General features: G+C 65.2%; 17 protein-coding genes. 9 read left to right on the forward strand and 8 right to left on the reverse strand.

Annotated features, from left to right (window positions below; all coding sequences use genetic code 11):
* Positions 1-429 precede the first annotated feature (429 nt).
* The gene (locus NA11_RS12990) at positions 430-1,575 is read left to right on the forward strand and encodes a hypothetical protein (protein ID WP_141717562.1); all 1,146 of its coding nucleotides are present in this window, start codon (positions 430-432) and stop codon (positions 1,573-1,575) included.
* 27 nt (positions 1,576-1,602) lie between these two features.
* On the opposite strand, the gene NA11_RS12995 is transcribed toward NA11_RS12990, so the two are convergent.
* Together NA11_RS12995 and NA11_RS13000 are read right to left on the reverse strand one after the other, a co-directional pair.
* Positions 1,603-2,031, reverse strand: a complete 429-nt coding sequence (locus NA11_RS12995) for a hypothetical protein (protein WP_069162087.1) — start codon at positions 2,029-2,031, stop codon at positions 1,603-1,605.
* 125 nt (positions 2,032-2,156) lie between these two features.
* A complete protein-coding gene (locus NA11_RS13000; protein WP_069162088.1) occupies positions 2,157-2,543 on the reverse strand; it encodes a winged helix-turn-helix transcriptional regulator in 387 nt (128 codons plus the stop codon).
* Between the two features lie 62 nt (positions 2,544-2,605).
* Between NA11_RS13000 and NA11_RS13005 the strand changes: the two genes are divergently transcribed.
* A complete protein-coding gene (locus NA11_RS13005) occupies positions 2,606-3,457 on the forward strand; it encodes an SDR family oxidoreductase (protein ID WP_069162089.1) in 852 nt (283 codons plus the stop codon).
* A gap of 18 nt (positions 3,458-3,475) precedes the next feature.
* Here the strand turns inward: NA11_RS13005 and NA11_RS13010 are convergent, their stop codons facing one another.
* The 3 genes from NA11_RS13010 to NA11_RS13020 all read right to left on the reverse strand — a co-directional run bounded on the left by NA11_RS13010 (position 3,476) and on the right by NA11_RS13020 (position 5,748).
* The gene (locus tag NA11_RS13010) at positions 3,476-4,093 is read right to left on the reverse strand and encodes a carboxymuconolactone decarboxylase family protein (protein ID WP_069162090.1); all 618 of its coding nucleotides are present in this window, start codon (positions 4,091-4,093) and stop codon (positions 3,476-3,478) included.
* Between the two features lies 1 nt (position 4,094).
* A complete protein-coding gene (locus tag NA11_RS13015; protein WP_069162091.1) occupies positions 4,095-4,418 on the reverse strand; it encodes a hypothetical protein in 324 nt (107 codons plus the stop codon).
* Positions 4,419-4,491: 73 nt separating this feature from the next.
* Entirely contained in the window at positions 4,492-5,748 is a 1,257-nt protein-coding gene (locus NA11_RS13020; RefSeq protein ID WP_069162092.1) for an acyltransferase family protein, read from the reverse strand.
* A gap of 196 nt (positions 5,749-5,944) precedes the next feature.
* Between NA11_RS13020 and NA11_RS13025 the strand changes: the two genes are divergently transcribed.
* The 3 genes from NA11_RS13025 (at position 5,945) to NA11_RS13035 (ending at position 6,930) form a co-directional block, all read left to right on the forward strand.
* Complete coding sequence (locus NA11_RS13025) at positions 5,945-6,145, forward strand: hypothetical protein (RefSeq protein ID WP_069162093.1); 201 nt, start codon at positions 5,945-5,947, stop codon at positions 6,143-6,145.
* A gap of 260 nt (positions 6,146-6,405) precedes the next feature.
* Complete coding sequence (locus NA11_RS13030; RefSeq protein ID WP_069162132.1) at positions 6,406-6,606, forward strand: hypothetical protein; 201 nt, start codon at positions 6,406-6,408, stop codon at positions 6,604-6,606.
* A 63-nt stretch (positions 6,607-6,669) separates the two neighbouring features.
* Positions 6,670-6,930, forward strand: a complete 261-nt coding sequence (locus NA11_RS13035; RefSeq protein ID WP_369691126.1) for a hypothetical protein — start codon at positions 6,670-6,672, stop codon at positions 6,928-6,930.
* A gap of 64 nt (positions 6,931-6,994) precedes the next feature.
* Here the strand turns inward: NA11_RS13035 and NA11_RS13040 are convergent, their stop codons facing one another.
* The 3 genes from NA11_RS13040 to NA11_RS13050 all read right to left on the reverse strand — a co-directional run bounded on the left by NA11_RS13040 (position 6,995) and on the right by NA11_RS13050 (position 14,173).
* A complete protein-coding gene (locus NA11_RS13040; RefSeq protein ID WP_167837626.1) occupies positions 6,995-8,533 on the reverse strand; it encodes a M4 family metallopeptidase in 1,539 nt (512 codons plus the stop codon).
* Between the two features lie 838 nt (positions 8,534-9,371).
* Positions 9,372-11,669 carry an MMPL family transporter gene (locus NA11_RS13045; protein ID WP_069162095.1) on the reverse strand — a complete coding sequence of 766 codons (2,298 nt, stop codon included), beginning with the start codon at positions 11,667-11,669 and terminating at the stop codon, positions 9,372-9,374.
* A gap of 209 nt (positions 11,670-11,878) precedes the next feature.
* Entirely contained in the window at positions 11,879-14,173 is a 2,295-nt protein-coding gene (locus NA11_RS13050; RefSeq protein WP_069162096.1) for an MMPL family transporter, read from the reverse strand.
* A gap of 201 nt (positions 14,174-14,374) precedes the next feature.
* On the opposite strand from NA11_RS13050, the gene NA11_RS13055 reads away from it, so the two are divergent.
* From NA11_RS13055 to NA11_RS13070, 4 genes are all read left to right on the forward strand, one after another.
* Positions 14,375-14,956, forward strand: a complete 582-nt coding sequence (locus tag NA11_RS13055) for a TetR/AcrR family transcriptional regulator (RefSeq protein ID WP_069162097.1) — start codon at positions 14,375-14,377, stop codon at positions 14,954-14,956.
* A 43-nt stretch (positions 14,957-14,999) separates the two neighbouring features.
* Positions 15,000-15,509 carry an RrF2 family transcriptional regulator gene (locus tag NA11_RS13060; protein WP_069162098.1) on the forward strand — a complete coding sequence of 170 codons (510 nt, stop codon included), beginning with the start codon at positions 15,000-15,002 and terminating at the stop codon, positions 15,507-15,509.
* A gap of 99 nt (positions 15,510-15,608) precedes the next feature.
* Positions 15,609-17,342, forward strand: coding sequence for an ABC transporter ATP-binding protein (locus NA11_RS13065; protein WP_069162099.1), 1,734 nt, complete (start codon positions 15,609-15,611; stop codon positions 17,340-17,342).
* Positions 17,339-19,258 carry an ABC transporter ATP-binding protein gene (locus NA11_RS13070; RefSeq protein ID WP_069162100.1) on the forward strand — a complete coding sequence of 640 codons (1,920 nt, stop codon included), beginning with the start codon at positions 17,339-17,341 and terminating at the stop codon, positions 19,256-19,258. The genes NA11_RS13065 and NA11_RS13070 overlap by 4 nt, the downstream gene beginning before the upstream one ends.
* Positions 19,259-19,604: the final 346 nt, after the last annotated feature.

Below are 19,604 nucleotides of genomic sequence, written 5' to 3' on the forward strand. Positions count from 1 at the left end.
TAGCGAGCCCATTCATATCCGACAATCCTCTGAAAACGAATCGAATGTGGCGAGCGCCATATTCGGCGCTGAGCCACCCAGGGGCCGTTACAACAGTTGTGTACTATTCGCCGAGGTGGGAGACCTCTTTATCGTTCGATGATCGTTTAGTGATTTCCCGCATTAGCCGTCCCCGCAGCGCTGAAAGTCATTGCGCCGCCGCCGCCAGCGCAACCTCCGTCCGGTCATTCGACGAGTGGCACACCATGGAGAGGCCCTCTCGGCCGTTGCCGCAGCCATGTGCCACTCGTGCCAAGGATCGGTGCATGTTTCCGCCGTTGGTCGGGTGGGTACTTTGGATGGCGCTCATTTCAGTTGGGTTGGTCGTATGCTGCTCGAGGGCGCGGGTAAACCTGATGTACCCGCAAAGCTTGGGACATAGGGGCATCGATGTCACCGGACTACCGTCGGCAAGACGAGCTATCTACGCAGGACACCGATGTGTTCCCGGCCTACTCGGACGACCATGAGCCGTTTCGGTCGCGGCAGCAGCCTGCTCGGAAGCGTCAGTGGGTCGGCCGGTACGCGCTGACCGGGCTGGCGGCGCTGGTTGTCGGGTCGGTGATCGTTGTCGGCGGTCTGGCCGCAGGCGGCTACTTCACCAAGTCCGCTGACGAGGGCAAGAGTGCGTTGACTACGACGGCGAAACCGCCAACGACCACATCGGCCAAGGCTGCACCGCTGAGCCCGCCCGCGGCAGGCGCGCCGTTGTCGACGGTGATGGCTTGGGTGCGCGCGGGCGCCCCGGCCGATATGGCGAAGTTTCACACCGCGACGGCGAAGAGCGGGACGGTCAGCGACCTGGGTTCGGCGGTCGCCTTCGTCAGCCCGTCCGAAAAGATCCGATGCATGACGTCCGCAAGCGCCAAGGGCGGGCAGGGCCTTACCTGCATGGCTGAGCTGGACAGCCCCCCGCCGCGGCCGGCAAAGGCCAAACAGGGCAACTGGGCCGGTGGCTGGATCGAATTCCCCGGTCCCACCCTGGGTATCGGGAGCGTGCGCGGCGACCCCGGCCAATTCACCCTCGGTGACGGTGCGACCCTGCCTTACGGCAGCAGACTCACTTTCGACGACTATGACTGCCGCATGGATGAAACCGGCTTGTTCTGCATCAACAACACCGCGGGTTCGGCGATTCAGCTCAGCTCGGCGGGGGCGGTGCCGTTCGGTTGCCTCGGCAAGGTCGAGCCGAAGGACAACGGACTCGCATTCTCCTGCAACACCTTCGACGCCACGGCTACCAGCACCCCGAGCAGCACGTCCACCGCGGATCATGCTGCTGTCGGATCTTCCTGCGACAGTGCGGATGCCGGGTCTTTCGGCACTGCGAAGAACGGCAAAGAACTGCTGTGCAGCGAGGGCAGTGACCGTCGTGGCTATCGGTGGACCGACCCCGGCCCCTTGGCGAGCGGAACGAACGAGGACGGGGAGGTGTGCGACCGCGACGGAGAGAAGTACGGCAAGTCGGCCGACGGAAGTGCCGTCATCTGCCGACAGACCGGCTCCTCCACGTGGCGGTGGCAGTCGACGTCGTAAAACCGTGCGCCCGAACGCAACTGCGCGCTAGGGCAGGCGTTGGCAGGAGCTTCCGGTGTCGAGACCCGCGCCGGTGACGTCGACGGTGATGTACATCGACGAGGTGTATTGGCCTGGCACGCTCTGGATGGCGACGAGGTTCTGCGATCCGATGCGGGTGGGGGTCCAGGTTGCGGTGACGGTCTTGTCTGCCGGATGGAAGACCGCTTCGCCGGGAATGCGTTCACCGTTGCCGGGGATGACGCCGCCGGAGAGCACGAAGAAGACCGTGCCAGGCGCGACGTCGTCGTCGCTGACGGCGGCGCGAACGGTGGCCGGGCACCCGGTCACCAGGCCCTCTTGGCCGGCGAACACTTCGACCGCGAGCACTTGAGCGTTGGCGGGTGGGCCGGTCATGACGGCGATGGCGGCGAAGGCCGTGGCGCCGACAGCGGTTCGAGCGAAAGACCTGATCATCGTGCTACCTCCTCGGAAAGGCTGGTATACGGGCGACCCGGTACGACGGCGGAGCTGGCAGATCGAACCGCCGTCGGGGAAAGCCTAGCCCTGGTGGCCATCGCCTCGCGTCGGAAGCTTGGACCTCACTCGGTGCGGGCATGGAACCGCACGATCGTCTCGGCATTGGCGCCGACCCAGGCGAGCAGGCCGTGCAACTGTTCCGCCGCTTCGGTGCCGAGCGGCGTCAAGGCGTAGCTGACCTGCGGTGGGATGGTCGGTTCGACGGTGCGTTCGGTGAGGCCGTATTCGGTGAAGGTGCGCAGGTTCTGCGACAGCATTTTCTCGCTGATGCCGCCGATCCGGTCGCGCAGCACGTGGAAGCGCATCGGGCCGCAGCGCAGGGCGGCCAGGATGAGCACGCCCCAACGGCTGGTCAACTTGTCGAGGACGGTCCGTGCCGGGCAGTCCTTGTCGAATACGTCACGTTGCTGAGTCGCGTTCGAATCGCTCGCCTGGGAACCTACTTCCATACCATGAGCTTACTTCAAAGTAGGCCCTTACCAACGGTTAGTCGCATTCGTAGGGTGAGTTCATGGCTATCAACACGGTTTTGGTGATCGGTGCGACCGGTCACGTTGGCGGACAGGTTGTTTCGCAACTCTCGGCGACCGGGATCACGGTACGCGCACTCGCGCGTAACCCCGCGGCGGCCGCGTTGCCCACCGGCGTCGAGGTGGTGCCAGGCGACCTGACCGCACCGGCCACGCTGATCCCGGCGCTCGACGGTGTCGACGCCGTCTATCTGACCTGGCCGATGCTGTCCGGCGACGTGGCGAAGGCAGTGGTCGACGTGATCGCCGAGCGCACCGGTCGCCTCGTCCTGCTGTCTTCCGGCGCGGTCCGTGACGACCGCGACGACCAAGACAACGCGATCGGCGCCGCTCATGCCGCCATCGAAGCACCGATCAAGGCATCCGGCCTTGGCTGGACCTTCTTGCGCCCGCACGCTTTTGCCACCAACACCTTGGAATGGGCGTCGCAGATCCGCACCGGCAACATCGTGCGCGGCGGATACGGTGCAGCGATGATGACCCTGGTGCACGAGGCGGACATCGCGGCGGTCGCGGTGCGCGCGCTGACCACCGACGGGCACGTCGGCGTGAGTTATGAGCTGACCGGTTCGCCTGCACTCAGCCGGATCGACCAGGTGGCAACCATCGGCGCAGCATTGGGCCGCCCACTGGAATGGGCGGAGCTCCCACCGGAACAGGCGAAGCAGTACATGGATTGGGTGCCGCGGGATGCCGTCGACGCCGTGCTTGAAGCCTTTGCCGCGCTGGTCGATACCCCCGGGCAGCCGACCTCGACGATCCAGGACGTCACCGGATCGCCCGCCCGCACCTACGCGCAATGGGTGGCCGACCATGTCGCGGACTTCGCCTGACCGGTCGTAGGCGAATCCCTATTCGCCGCGCGAGAAGAACCGGACCGGGGGCGGCACCTTGTACCCGAAGGTCTTGATGAACCGCGCACCGATCCGCGCCTCCTTGGGCTCCAACGCTGCCGCGCCGACCGTGTTCAGCATCCGATTGATGACGTTGAACGTGGTGCCCACCCACACCGCTTCTTCGAACGCTTCCGCGGAAACCCCTGCGTGCCTTACCTTGTCGGCGTCGCCGGGCGTGAGCCCGTCGGGGTCGCGGACCATCTTGGCGAGGAATTCCAGCATCGCCTGCGCCTCGGGCCTTGCCGGTGAATCGGCGCCTTGGGCCAGCGACAGCTTCACCACGTTGATGTCGGTGTAGGCGCCTGCGATCGCGTGATGGGCGGACGCGCAGAACGGGCACTCGTTCGCCTTGGAGGCTTGTGTCGCAAAGATTTCGCGCTCAGCCACCGTCCAGAACGAGGGCCCGCGCATCACCTGCTGGAAGAGATCGGACAGCGGGGTGCCGAAGAAGCGGTGCCGATAGAACAGCACCTTGAGCACCGCGGGCACCGGAATCCTGCTGAACAGCTCCATCGTGCCGAGCACGACCTTGGTTGGTCGATCATGTCCGGATTCGATTGCGCCGATGTACATGTCAACGTCCTTCCCAGGCCCGGCGAGCGGCTCGCAGGCGCCGGTCGGCGGCCCCGTAGGCGGCGACGACGGCCGCCTCGAAGATCTCGTCGTCGCTGTGGCCCGCGTCCGTCACCGCGGTGACGGATTCCTGGGTGATCCGGTACGAACGGTCCGCGACCAGGTCGACGAACGGCACCAGCGCCGCCGGGATTCCGTCACCGCCGTCCCCTTCGGTCGCGCGTGTGCGGATCTGCCTGCGCACCTCGACCGGCAATCGACCGGGCGCGGACGCGAGGTGCTCGCCGAACTGCTGCCACTGTTCGTCTATCGACTGCCGTGCCATCGCCCCATTCTCGCCGATCGGCCCCTGTCACCGGAAGAGAAAGTCGGCAAAGATCATTGGCGGCAGCACGCGGTCAGGCGGGCGCCGAACTCTTGTCCGCGGTGCGCCGGCTGGTGCTGAGCAGCGCCGCCCCGAAGACCAGGCTGAGCACCGCCAGTGCGGGACCCGCCGGGAACAGCCCGAACTGCCAGATCGAATACACGCCTCCCGCAGCAAGCGCGGTACCGGCAACGGCGGGCATGGTCGCGTCGCGCGCAGCGTAACGGGCGCAGAACATGTCCCAGCGCGCGCTGAGCTGCACCACACCGGCCAGCACGACCGCACCGAGCAGAATCCACAACGGCCTTGTCTCCCACCATGTTTGCGGATCGCTCGGCAGCAGCGTCGTGGGCGCGAGCGTCGCGATCCCGGTCAACACCGCGATCACCGGAACATGCCAGAGGTAGATGGTCATCAACAGCGGCACGATCGCGCCGACGACGCCGCGCACGGCGCTGCCCGGTTCCCAGCCGATCACCCGCCGATCGACCAGGGTTACCAGCGCGAGCTGCAGCACGGCGAGGATCGAGATGGCCGAGGTGGGCGGCGCGAGGTTGGACACCTGCGCGTCGCCGACGCCGAGGGTGGTGGGAAAGTACGGCCCGGGCCCGACCATGAGCACCAGCAGCGCGACGCAGAGCCCGGCCAGCAGCAGCACGCCGAGGTCGGAGATCCGGCCGAGCGCACTGCGCGCGTGCAGCACGCCGAGCTGGTGGCAGAACAACCACACGAACAGCAGATTCGACTCCGCTACCTGCCCGGCACCGCCGAATCGCAAGGCGTCGACGGCAATCGAGCAGCCGAGCAATGCCAGCGGCAGCAGCAACGGCAGCCGATCATGCACCGCGACCGCACCCGGCGCGATCGCCACCGCGACCAGATACACCGCGAGGAACCACAGCGGACTGGCCACGACATGGGCGGCGGCCGTCGCCGTTCGCTCGGACAACCCGCCGATGAGCGCGATCAGCGGCGTGAGCACCGCGACCAGCGCGAGCACCGGTGCGGTGAGCCGCCGTATCCGCGGACCGAGGTATTCGCCGTAGGTCGCCCCTGCGGCCCGCCACCGGTCGACGATCAGCGTGTTCGCGAACCCGCCCGCCAGAAAGAACAGTGGCATCACCTGGATGAGCCAGGACAGTGCCCAGATCGGCTTGCCGTGCAGCGCGGGCTCGGCGCGGACGACGCCGTCGGTGACCGTCACGCGCACCGAAATCCAGTGGATGACAACGACAATGCTGATGGCGAAGACCCGGAGCAGGTCGACGGTCCAGCTGTGTTGTCTGCGCACACCTGTGACCTACCCGGCCCGGCTGAACAGGGGATGAAATACGCGACACGCTTGGGGGCACGAGCCGGCGAGCACTAGTTCGGTCCGGATCGGATATTTCGGAGGATCGGGGGTATACGACCCGATAGCCAAGTGCGGGAAGGACGTGAGCCCAATGCGTCGAACTGTCCGCTCGAGACCGATGAGCGAGAGAAACATGAGAATCGGAAGCATAATCGTCTTGATCTGGTTGCTGGTCGGTGTGGTCGCCGCAGCCCAGCGGGACTACTTCGACAGCGGCCCGGTGAACTGCGCCGGCTTCGGCACCATCGCGGTCACCGTGATCGCGGGTCCGCTCAACTACATGGGCGTGAACCCCAAGGTCGCGGATTGCAATGTGCCGCAACCCAGTCCGTAACCGAATGCGCCGGTAGTCACGAACACTCTTCCGGCACAACCTATTCGGCGACCTCGCGCCCGTTCCTTCGGCGCGGGGTCCGCCGTGTGTGGACTTGCTGTCACCTAGCCAGGTCGCAGACCGGCCGCGCTGTTCCGGCACCGAGCACCCGCCGGGAACTGTGCCGGTCGCGCGGCACGCAGGCGGATTCGGCACGCTCGGCGCGTCGCGTGATGGACCAGATAATGGGGTGCTCGAAATACGCCGAAGAACGAGGCAACATGAAACCAATCAGTCTGATTATCGTCATCTGGCTGGTGATCGGCGTGATCGCCGCAGGCCAGCGGGACTACTTCGACAGCGGCCCGGTGAACTGCGCCGGCTTCGGCAACATCGCGCTGACCATTCTGGCCGGTCCGCTCAACTACATGGGCGTGAACCCGAAGGTCGCCGACTGCAACGTGCCCCAGCCGAGCGCCTAGGGGGGGATAACTCCTGCTCGAGCGGGTATCCCGAGGTGGGGAGCACGAAAGGACATCGGTGACATGCCCGACCACGAGATCCGCCACCGCGATATCCACGCACGAGCGGTACGAAATACGGGTGCCCGGCTGTTCAGCCTGCTCGTACTCCTGTGGTTGGCCATCGGCCTGCTCGCGGCGGGCCAGCGCCACTATTTCGAGAACAGCCCGACCAACTGCGCGGGCTGGGGCACGATCGGCGTCACCGCGCTCGCAGGTCCGCTCAACTACGTCGGCGCGAACCCGAAGGTCGACAACTGCACGGTGCCGCAGCCGAGTCCGTGAAACGGGCCGTGACATGACAGTAGGCCAGGCCGCCGAAGCGATCCTGGCCTGCTGTCTGTGGTGATTAGGTGTTGCGGTTCAGCTTCGGCAGCTTGGTCGCGCTGATGGCGTTGTTCACCTGGGCGCAGTCAGCCGCCGTGGTGCCTGCGACCTTGTTGGTGACGTTGCTGTTGCACGCCGTCGCCAACTTGCTCGCCAATGCGGCGTAGTTGGAGTTGGACGACAACAGCGTCTGGGTGGTCCAGTACAGGGCGGCGGCCTTCGGGATGCCGATGCCCGTGACGTTCACGCCGTTGAGGCTGCCGCCGTCGACGATGAGCTGTGCGGTCTTGTTGCCGACACCACTGTTGGTGTGGACGCCACCGCTGTCACCGCTACCGGCGTACCAGTACTGACCCTTGTAGGTGTCGGGATCCTGGAAGGCCTTCGGGTTCTTCATGTCCCGGATCACGCCGATCGAGCTGCACGCGCCGAGCCGCCACCGGTTGGCGGCAGTGTTGCACGGGTTGCTGGTGTTCACCAGGAAGACGAGCTCGCCGAAGATGTCCGACATGGACTCGTTGATCGCACCGGGCTCATTGCGGTAGACCAGACCGTTGGTGTGCTGAGTCACGCCGTGGGTGAGCTCGTGCCCGGTGATGTCCTCGGTGGTGAGACCGGAGCCGTAGGCCATTTGGCTGCCGGACCAGAAGGCGTTCCGGTACGGGCATTCCGTCGTGGTGCAGAGCCGGACGGTGGCGCGCAGTGCCTTGCCTTTGCCGTCTCCGGTGTCGGAGCCGATGAGGTTGGTCAGGTTGGCCAGCTTGGTGTACTGGGCGTAGAACTTTTCGGTGTTGCCCAGGTAGGTGTAGATGTCGTCGACATCCTTGATGCCCGTGGCGGCCTGGCCCTCAGACCTGGTGGAGCGCAGGCTCCCGCTGCCACAGCTGACGTTGTTCGGGTTGACGCGCCGGTTGGCGTTGTCGCACACGACGCGGTTGAGGTGCTTGGTCTCGCTCCAGCTGTCGAGCACCTTGTCGGTCTTGTTGGCGTCGACGAAGACCATCCACTGGGCAGGCTCGCCCTTCTCGTCGCCGTCAGCGCCGGCGATCTCGAGCTTGAACGCCGGAACGGCGACACTCTTCGCGCCATCCTTGGCTGCCAGCTTGGCGTCGTACCAGAAGGTCTTCGTCTCGGTGACGCTCAGCTTGTCGGCCGCCGTCTTGCTCTGCTCGGCAACCTTTTTCAGCGCGGTGGCCTTGACCTGCTCGGACGGAGTCTTCGACGCGTACTTGCCCTGTGTGCTCTGGGTCAACGATCCGCTCGCCGCGATGAGCGAACCATCGGCGGCCAGGGACTGCGCGACCGAGGCGCCGAAGACGGGCACCCCATCGACCTCTTGCCGCAGCCGCACCGTAGAGCCCTCACCGACCTCGAAGGTGCTGTCGACGACGAGAGTGCCGACGGCATCGCCGAATGCCTTCTCGACGCCCTTGGCGTGTGCCTGCGCCGCGGCAGGTGCCTCACGAGTTGTGCCTGCGGGAGCAGGCACCGGAGTCTTGGGTACCACCTCGAGCACGGCGCCCTGCTGGTCCTTGGTCACATCCTTCGGCGCAGTGGACAAGTCCGAAGCCTGTGGGGTAGCGGGCGGTTCGCCGTATGCCATCGGCCCTGATGCGAAAGCCGTTGCTACAACGGCCATTACAGTGAATAGGGTCCATCTCGCGGACCTTCTATGTGTTGAATTCATAGTTTTGATTGGAACAACAACCAGTGCCAGTTCGGGCTGGAATTGGCTGCGTTCCAACGGGGCTGCGGCCCGGATTCTTCAATTCCCCGGCAGGGTAAGATTTTTCGTAAGATGCGATCTGTTGTCAGGTCGTTGCAGCCCGAGGATCTTGATGTATCGATCGTATAGAAAAATCTTGATCCGATGGTGAAAGCTGTACACAGAAATGGATTTCGGTGTTACCTGCCGAAACGCGGCCTACCGCTTGTCCATGGTCGAAGATCAAGTGTGAGCACTCTCACCTGGCCAAATCTTGACGCCTGACGTCAAGTGGGGTTGGCATCCGATCGCCCGACTCGCGGTGAATCTTGTCAAAAGCTACTGCATCGCGTCGGCGAGATGCGATTATTTTCCAGCCGTCTGGCGTGTACTGCACGAATTGCCTTGGTCTGCAACAGATGCGGTACCCAGTTGAACCCGATGAACTGTATCAGGTTGCGCAAATTCGGCATGCGGAGAATGGCCGAATTGTCTCCGGTTGAACGGTCGGATATGCACCAGTTGAACGCGGATGGCTGGCTCATCGCAGCGCGCATTTGTCGTGAATGTTGAACAGCCTGTCTGTAAAGCTAATTCAGCACCGAGCGTGGTCGTGGTAGAGCTGCCATTGCAAAAAGGTTGCGCCATATGATCAATGCGTGCCCCCACCCGATGGCGGGTGGGGGCGTTCGGGTCAGCTGACCTCGGCCGACTGCTTCGCCTGCGACGGCTGCTGCTCGCGCAGCGCGACCAGCTTGGCGCCCTCGACGTCGATATCGGGCACGATCTTGTCCAGCCACTTCGGCATCCACCACGCCCACTTGCCCATCAGCGCGAGCAACGACGGAATCAGCACCATGCGCACCAGGAAGGCGTCGAACAGCACGCCCGCCGCGAGTGCGAAACCCATCATCTTGGCGGTCACGTCGGACTCGAGCAGGAACGAGCCGAACACCGAGATCATGATGATCGCCGCGGACGTGACCACCCTGGCCCCGTGGTGGTAACCGCTGATCATCGCCTCCTTCGGCGGTTTGCCGTGCACGAACTCCTCGCGCATTCGCGTCACCAGGAACACCTGATAGTCCATCGCGAGCCCGAATACCAAGCCGATCAACATGATCGGCAGGAAGCTCACGATCGCCCGCGGATCCTCGATCAGCCCGAGCTTGCCCTGCTGGAAGATCAGCACGGTCGCGCCGAACGTGGCCGCCATCGAAAGCAGGAACCCGAGCGCGCCGGTGAGCGGCACCAGGATCGAGCGGAACACCAGGATCAGCAACACGAAGGCCGCGCCCGCCACGATCGCCATGTACGGCACGATCTTGCTCAGCAAGACATGGTCGATGTCGGCGTAGATCGCCGTGGTGCCGGTGATCCCGTATTTCATGCCGTACTCGTCTTCGAGCCGTCCCTCCGCGGCACGGGCGTCGCGGACCAGGTCCTTGGTGGACTGATCGTTCGGGCCCGACTTCGGCACCCCGTTGATGAGTGCGCCCTGGCCGTCCTTGCTGAGCGTCGGCTCGGTGACGTAGTCCATGTCCGGCGAGGATGCGAGTTCGTCGCGCAATGCGTTCAGCGCGGACGTGCGCGCGATCTCCGCGACCCCGGTGAGATCGACGGCAACCTGCAGCACGCCGTTGCTGCCCTCCCCGAATCCGGCCGTGCGCAGCTCGTAAGCCTTACGGACAGTTGAGGTCTTGGGCATGCTGTCCTCGCCGGGCAGCCCGAGATTCATCTGCGCGGCAGGCAGCGCGAGCAACCCGAGCACGATCACGCTCAGGATCAGCGCGACGGCGGGCGCCTTGCCGATGAGCTGCGCGAACCGCATGCCGTTGGTGACCGAGCTGTCGTCCTCCGGGTCGTGCTTGGCGATGAGCGGCAGCTTCGGCTTGAACAGGAATCGTCCGAACGCACCGATCAGCGCTGGCATCAGCGTGATCGCGGTCAGCACCGCGAACCCGGCCGCCACGGCGCCGCCGAGACCCATGAAGGTCAGGAACCGAACGCCGACAATGCTCAACCCGACCAGCGCGATGATCACGGTCAGCCCGGCGAACACCACCGCAGAACCGGCGGTGCCGAGCGCGGTGCCTGCCGCTTCTTCCGGTGAATCCTGTACTGCCAGTTCGTGTTTGTATCGCGACACGATGAAAAGCGCGTAGTCGATGGACAGCGCGATGCCGATCATCGATGCCAGGAAGGTGGTGAAGCTCGGTATCGAGAGGAAGCTGGTGCCGAGGAAGATCAGTGAGGTCGCGGCGCTGAGCCCGATGACCGCGGTGACGATCGGCACGAACGCTGCCACGATCGCGCCGAACGCCACGATCATCACCACCAGCGCGACCGCCATGCCGATCAGCTCCGACTTACCGCTCGGCGCTTGCTGTTCCATGGCGATGGTGCCGCTCATCTCGACCGTCAACCCGGAGGCGCGGGCCTGGTCGGCCACGTCGTAGGCGGCCTTGCGGTTGTCGGCGGTGACCGCGGTGAATTCCTTGATGGTGAACGGGACGCTGAAGAACGCGACGGTGTCCCGGTCGGTCTTGTTGAGCACGTTCAACGGTGCGCCGCTGCACTTCGCGGGATCCGGGTCGCCGACAAGGCAACCCATCTCCTCGGTCGCGGTGACCGGGTTACTGATCGGCGTGCTGTGGTCGACGATGTCGAGGTGGTTCAGCTTCTCGATCAGCGCGTCGATGGCCTGCCGGTTGACCGGATCGGTGAGCTGCTGTCCCGCGGGCGCGCCGAGGACGTAGGTTCCGGTGACCGCGTCGAACTTGAATCCCGCGGACATACCGGGGAAGTGCTGGTCGAGGATCTGCGTCGCGCGTTCCGACGGCAGGTTCGGCATGCTGAAGTCGTCGCTCATCGGCTTCTTCAGCTGGGCTCCGAGGCCGCCGAGCACCAGGAAAAGGACGATCCAGACGGGCAGCACCAGCCACTTGCGGCGGAAGGCGAACTTTCCCCACCGGTATAGATACACGGACACAGGGTTCTCCTCGCGGTGATCGAGTCGTGCCGGATCGGATCGAGCGACAAACGCGCGCGGGCCGACGTGGCCCGCGGGAACTACCGAGCTGAGAGGTCGAACTGCCTCTGAGTCTGCTGCGGTCGGCTCACAAGATCAAGAACTAACCCGTCAAACAGCACGGCCCCGCACCCGGAATTCGGGTGCGGGGCCGGAGTTTGTCGCGACGATCAGCTGACGCCGACCGGCACCTGCTGTGTCGGCGCCGACCGTTGCTGCAACTCACGCAGCTTCGCGCCTTCGACGTCGATATCGGGCAGGATCCGGTCCAGCCACTGCGGCATCCACCACGACCACTTGCCCATCAGGACGAGCAGCGACGGGATCAGGATCATCCGCACGATGAAGGCGTCGAACAGCACGCCCGCCGCCAGCGCGAAGCCGAACGACTTCGCTGTCACGTCGGTTTCCAGCAGGAACGAACCGAACACCGAGATCATGATGACCGCGGCCGAGGTCACCACGCGGGCACCGTGGTGATAACCGGCCACCACCGCGTCCTTCGGCGACTTGCCGTTGACGAACTCCTCGCGCATGCGCGTCACCAGGAACACCTGGTAGTCCATCGCGAGGCCGAACACCAAGCCGATCAACATGATCGGCAGGAAGCTGACCAGCGGATGCGGATCCTCGATGAGGCCGAACTTGCCCTGCTGGAAGATCAGCACTGTTGCACCGAACGTCGCAGCCATGGAGAGCAGGAACCCGAGCGCCGCGGTCAGCGGCACCAGGATCGAGCGGAACACCAGGATCAGCAGCACGAACGCGGCACCGGCGACGATGGCCAGATACGGCACGATCTTGCTGAGCAACACATGGTCGACGTCGGCGTAGATCGCGGTGGAGCCGGTGATCCCGTATTCGATGCCGAACTCGGCCTGCAGCTGTTCCTCCGCGTCGCGGGCGTCGCTGACCAGGTCCTTGGTCGCCTGGTTGTTCGGGCCCGACTTCGGCACACCGTCGAGCAGCACGCCCTGCTTGTCCTCGCTCCACTGCGGTGCGGTCACGTAGTCCATGCCTGGGTAGGCGGCGAGCTTGTCGCGGAGCGCCTTGACCGCGTTCTCGCGCACCTCGACCGGCACCTTGGACAGGTCGGCCGCCACGTTCAGCACGCCGTTGCTGCCCTCGCCGAATCCCGCGGTCCGCAGCTCGTAGGCCTTGCGGATGGTTGAGGTCTTCGGCTGGCTGTCGTCGCCGGGCAGGCCGAGGTTCAGCCCGGCCGCCGGTGCGGCGAGTGCGCCGAGCACCACGACGCTGAGTATCAGCGCGACCCAGGGCGCCTTGCCGATCAACCGGCCGAAGCGCATGCCGAGGGTGACCGCAGTGTCGTCCTCGGGGTCGTGCTTGGCGACGAGCGGCAGCTTCGGCTTGAACAGGAAGCGGCCGAACGCACCGATCAGCGCAGGCATCAGCGTGATCGCGGTGAGCACCGCGAATCCGGCGGCGATCGCGCCGCCGAGACCCATGAAGGTCAGGAACTGGACGCCGACGATGCTGAGCCCGCCGAGCGCGATGATGACGGTCAGCCCGGCGAACACCACCGCGGAACCGGCGGTGCCGAGCGCGGTGCCTGCCGCTTCTTCCGGTGAATCCTGTACTGCCAGTTCGTGTTTGTATCGCGACACGATGAAAAGCGCGTAGTCGATGGACAACGCGATGCCGATCATCGCGGCGAGGAAGGTGGTGAAGCTCGGGACCTCGATCACCGAGGTGCCCAACATGATCAGCGAGGTGGCCGCGCCGAGGCCGACGATCGCCGTGAAGATCGGGACGAAGGCGGCGACGATCGCGCCGAACGCCACGATCATCACGATCAGTGCGACGCCCATGCCGATCATCTCGGACTTGCCGCTCGGCATCTCCTGCTTCATCGCGATCGAGCCGCTCATCTCGACGGTGAGGCCTGCGTTGCGCGCGTCGGAGGCGACCGCATAGGCCGCGTCGCGCTGCGCGTCGGTGACGTCGGTGAACTTCTTGATGGTGAACGGCACGTTCAGCACGGCCACCGAGTCGGGCACCGTCTTGCTGAGCACGTTCAACGGGGCGCCGCTGCACTTGGCCGGATCCGGATCGGCAAGGCAGCCCATCTTCTCGGCCGCTTCGACCGGGTTGACCAGCGGTTTGGCGTGGTCGACGATGTCGAGGTCTTTGAGCTTGGCGAGGAACGCGTCGAGCGCGGTGCGGTTCGCCGGGTCGGTGAGCTTCTGGCCTGCCGGCGCACCGATCACGTAGGTGCCGGTGACGGCGTCGAACTTGAACGCTGCGGAAGCACCGGGAAAATGCTTGTCCAGAATGTCGTTCGCGCGTGCGGACGGCAGGTCCGGCATGCTGAAATCGTTGCTCATCGGCTTGCTGAGCTGCGCGCCGAGACCACCGAGCAGCAGGAAAAGGACAAGCCAGACGGGAAGCACTATCCATTTTCGGCGGAAAGCGAACTTCCCCCATCGGTAGAGATAAACGGACACGAGGAGAACTCCTAGCGATGCTTGGGGCGTGCTGATTCAGGCCGGAGACAAGCACTCGCGGGGTTGCCCTGCCCCCCGCCTACACATTGACGCTTTCTGCCTACCGTGCGGTAGGTAGACTACCCAAGGCTTAAACGGAGGGACAACCTCAATTTTGTCGGCATCATTAGCTCAGCGCACGAGTGGTGAGAGGATCATCCCATGACTCTTCGGTCTGCCTCAGACACCGTTGCCGCTGGTCGGAGTACGAAAATCGCGATCCGCGACGCCGCGGTGAAGCTCTTCAGCGCCAAAGGATTCGAACAATCGAGCCTGCGCGAGGTGGCCGATGCGGTAGGAATCACAAAGGCCTCGCTCTACTATCACTACGCCTCGAAGCTCGATCTGCTGCTGGCGATCATCGACCCGATCCTCGATCACGTGCGTGCGGTCGTCGAGAATCTCGACGAGGTGCCGCACGACGCGGACGGCATCCGTACCGTGCTGCGCACCTACCTGCGCGGCCTGATCGCGCACCGGGACGCGGGCGGCCTGATCATGCGCGACACGGCGGCCATCGTGAACGCGATGGTCGACAGGTACCCCGACCTCATCGACAACAGTCAGGTGCTGCGCGACTGGCTCGCCGGACCGGACGCCAGCGATGCGGCCAAGCTGCGCGCGTCCGCGGCCCTCGAAATGATCCGGGTCGCACTGGTTTCCAAGGAACTGGTGCCAGGCGCCGACGACACCCTGGTGGAAACCACCTTGTTGGATGCGGCGACCAGCGTGCTAACCGCGTAGATTGCAGCTACTGACCGGACCAACCGGAATGCCAGGAGTCGCTGTGCACATCACCGCGAAGGTCGATTACGCGGTGCGGACGCTGCTCGAGATCGCCCGCGCACCGAAGCTGAACCAGGCCCCGTTCGCCGCCGCGCCTGGCGTCCAGATCGCGCCCGTCGTGAAGGCCGAGGCGATCGCAACCGCCCAGCGAATCCCGCCCAAGGTGCTGGAGACCGTGCTCGGCGACCTGCGCCGCGGCGAGCTGGTGATCAGCAGGCGCGGCCCCGACGGCGGGTACTGGCTGGCCAGACCAGCCACCGAGATCTCCGTCGCCGACGTGATCCGGGCGATCGAGGGCCCGCTCGCGTCGGTGCGCGGCGAGCGTCCCGAGGACGTGACCTATCCCGGCGCCGCCGAATCCCTGCAGCGGGTCTGGATCGCGTTGCGCGTGAATATTCGTGCGGTACTGGAGAATGTGTCGATCGACGACATCGCCAATGATCGGCTGCCGCAATTCATCGACGCGCTGACCGAGGACCCGGGTGCCTGGGTGCGCAGAGAGCATCGCTGACCAGTGTGTTCGGCGCGAAAGCGCCAGCAGGAATGGCAGCTGTGCCGGTCGAAACCGCGATGACGTGCGTCACTCGGTGCGAGTAGCCTGCGATTCATCATGTTGATTCGTCTGCTTCGTACCTCGCTGCGCCCCTATCGCACCCAGTTGGCGGGCGTCGTGGTCCTGCAGCTGATCGCGGTGATCGCGATGCTCTACCTGCCGAGCCTCAACGCCGACCTCATCGACAACGGCGTCACCAAGGGCGATATCGGCTATATCTGGGACACCGGCCTGTGGATGCTCGCGGTCACCGGTGTGCAGATCATCGCCTCCGCCTGCTCGGTGTACCTCGGTGCCCAGGCGGCGATGGGCGCAGGCCGCGATATGCGCGGCGCGCTGCTGCATCGGGTCGGCACCTTCTCCGCGCGCGAGGTCGGCATGTTCGGTGCGCCGTCGCTGATCACCCGCAATACCAACGACATTCAGCAGGTTCAGCTGCTCATCGTGATGTCGGCGACGATCCTGGTGATGGCGCCGATCATGTGCATCGGCGGCATCTTCATGGCGCTGCGCGAGGACCTCGGCCTGTCCTGGCTGCTGCTGATCGCGGTGCCCGCGCTCGGGCTGTCGATGGCGTTCATCATCAGCAGGATGGTGCCGGGCTTCCGGGACATGCAGACCAGGATCGACGAGGTCAATCGGGTGCTGCGCGAGCAGATCACCGGCATCAGGGTGGTCCGCGCCTTCGTCAGGGAACGCCAGGAGACCTGGCGCTTCGGCATCGCCAACTCGGAGCTGACCGACACCGCGCTGCGCGTCGGCAGGTTGATGGCGTTGATGTTCCCGCTGGTCATGCTGATCAGCAATGTCACTGCGGTGGCGGTGATCTGGTTCGGTGGGCACGCCGTCGACGCGGGCACCATGCAGATCGGCTCGCTCACCGCGATGCTGTCCTACATCATGCAGATCCTGATGGCTGTGATGATGGCCTCGTTCCTGGCCATGATGGCGCCGCGCGCCGCGGTCTCCGCCGACCGGATCGGCGAGGTGCTGGAGACCGAGTCGTCGGTGGTGCCGCCGCCGCTGCCGCAGCCGTTCAAGGGTGACCCGGCCGAGGTCGACTTCCAGTTCGCCGAGTTCGCCTATCCCGGCGCGGAGAAGCCGGTGCTGAAAGGCATTCGGTTCCAAGCGAAGCCGGGCACCACCACCGCGATCGTCGGCTCCACCGGCGCGGGCAAGACCACGCTGCTCAACCTGGTGCCCCGGCTGATGGACGTCACCGACGGCGCGGTCTACCTCGGCGGCACCGACATTCGGCACATCGACCTCGAGGTACTGCGCGAGCAGATCGGCCTGGTTCCGCAGAAGGCGTACCTGTTCTCGGGAACGGTCGCGAGCAACCTGCGCTATGGCAACCCGGACGCCACCGACGAGGAACTGTGGCGATGTCTGGAGATCGCGCAGGCCGACGACTTCGTGCGAGAGATGGCGCAGGGCTTGGAGACTCCGGTGGCGCAGGGTGGCACCACGGTCTCCGGCGGTCAGCGCCAGCGGCTCGCGATCGCCAGGGCGCTGGTGAAGGCGCCGCGGGTCTACCTGTTCGACGACTCGTTCTCCGCGCTCGACGTCGCGACCGACGCCAGGCTGCGGCAGGCACTGCGCACGGTGACCAAGGATTGCTCGGTCATCATTGTGGCGCAACGGATTACCACCATTCGCGACGCCGACCAGATCGTGGTGCTCGAGGACGGCGAGATGGCAGGCATCGGCTCGCACGAGCAGTTGATGCGTGATTGCAAGGAATACCAGGAAATCGTGGCGTCCCAGCTCAGTGCGGAGGAGGTCCGATGAGGCCGGGCATGCCTGCCCCCGGTGCGCCCGGGACCAAGCCGAAGTCGTTCAAGCCGTCGCTGAAACGGTTGTTGCGCAGGCTCGCGCCGGAGAAGAAATACGTCTGGCTCGTCATCGCGCTCGCCATCGGCTCGGTGGTGCTGAACACCCTCGGTCCGTACCTGCTCGGCAAGGCGACCAACCTGGTCTTCGACGGTGTGGTCGGCAAGCAGTTGAACTTCGCGCCAGGCACCACCAAGGAGCAGGCGGTCGAAGCGCTGCGGGCCAAGGGCCAGAACACCTTTGCCGACATGCTCAGCGCCATGAACGTGGTGCCAGGCGTCGGCGTCGACTTCGATGCCGTCGGCCGGGTGCTGCTGCTTGTGCTCGCCCTCTACGTCGGTGCCTCCGTGCTCGGCTGGCTGCAGGCCTACCTGCTGAACCTGGTGATCAACAGGACGGTCAAGCGCCTGCGCAGCGACATCGAGGACAAGCTGCATCGGCTTCCGTTGCGCTACTTCGATTCCCAGGCGCGCGGCGACGTGCTGAGCCGGGTCACCAACGACGTCGACAACGTGTCGCAGAGCCTGCAGCAGACCATGAGCCAGCTGATCGTCTCGCTGTTCACCGTGCTCGGCATCCTGGTGATGATGTTCTGGATCTCGTGGCTGCTCGCGTTGATCGCGCTGCTCACCGTGCCCGCCGCGATCATCGTGACCGCGCAGATCGCCAAGCGCTCCAAGCCGCATTTCGTGGACCAGTGGAAATACACCGGCATGGTGAACGCCCAGGTCGAGGAAGCCTACACCGGCCACGAGATCGTCACGGCGTTCGGCCGCAACCGCGAGGTCGGCCAGGAATTCGACAAGCGCAACGAACAGCTCTACCAGTCGAGTTTCAAGGCGCAGTTCATCTCCGGGCTGATCATGCCCGCGATCATGTTCCTCGGGAACGTGAACTTCGTGCTGGTGGCGCTGGTCGGTGGCCTGCGGGTGGCGACGGGTCAGCTCTCGCTCGGCGAGGTGCAGGCGTTCATCCAGTACTCGCGCCAGTTCAGCCAGCCGCTCACCCAGATCGGCGCGATGGCGAACCTGCTGCAGTCCGGCGTCGCCTCGGCCGAGCGGATCTTCGAGATCCTCGACGCCGAGGAGGAGAGCCCGGATCCGGTGATGGCCGATGCACGACCGGTCGACCGGGGACAGGTCGAGTTCGAGGGCATCTCGTTCCGCTACGAGCCGGAGACGCCGGTGATCGAGCGGCTGTCGCTGATCGCCGAGCCCGGCCACGTGGTCGCCATCGTCGGCCCGACCGGCGCGGGCAAGACCACGCTGGTGAATCTGCTGATGCGGTTCTACGAGCTCGACTCCGGCACCATCACCATCGACGGTGTCGACACCACCGAGATCACCCGCGACCATCTGCGGTCCCGCATCGGCATGGTCTTGCAGGACACCTGGCTGTTCAAGGGCACCATCCGGGAGAACATCGCCTACGGCAACCCGAACGCAAGCGAGGAAGACATCCTCGCCGCCGCGCGCGCCGCCTACGTCGACCGCTTCGTGCACGCCCTGCCCGACGGCTACGACACCGTCATCGACGAGGAAGGCTCCGGTGTCAGCGCGGGCGAGAAGCAGCTCATCACCATCGCACGGGCCTTCCTGGCGAAGCCGTCCATCCTGATCCTGGACGAGGCGACCAGCTCGGTCGACACCCGCACCGAACTGCTGGTGCAGCACGCCACCGCGGCCCTGCGCCGCGACCGCACCAGCTTCGTCATCGCCCACCGCCTGTCCACCATCCGTGACGCCGACCTGATCGTCGTCATGGAACAGGGCCGCATCGTCGAACACGGCACCCACACCCGCCTGCTCGAGGAGCGCGGCGCCTACTATCGCCTCTACAACGCCCAATTCGCGGCGGCTGCCGCGGACGCGTAGGTCCGGACCGCCGCCTCCGGAGCGAGACAGATGGGAGCCAACACCCGGGAGCGTCCTCGGTGATGTCCCACTCGGTGCCGCCTGCTTCCGCGAGTGGTACATGGTGGAGGCGACACGCCGTAAACGCCTCCGTCATGTACCACTCGTGAACCGCTACCCGTGCGAACGGGACATGGCTGCACCAACTCTCGCGCCGGAACCCCCTCCGAGGTGACAAGCCTCGCGTCGGCGTGAGAGAAGTGGTTGCCGGGGCTCGTTGGCGTGAGAGAAATGGTTGCCGGGCCCATCGGCGTGAGAGAAGTGGTTGCCGAGGTTCGTTGGCGTGAGAGAAATGGTTGCTGAACTT

Origin of the sequence: Nocardia altamirensis NBRC 108246, from assembly GCF_001612685.1 — a bacterium.
In the GTDB taxonomy this organism is placed as follows: domain Bacteria; phylum Actinomycetota; class Actinomycetes; order Mycobacteriales; family Mycobacteriaceae; genus Nocardia; species Nocardia altamirensis.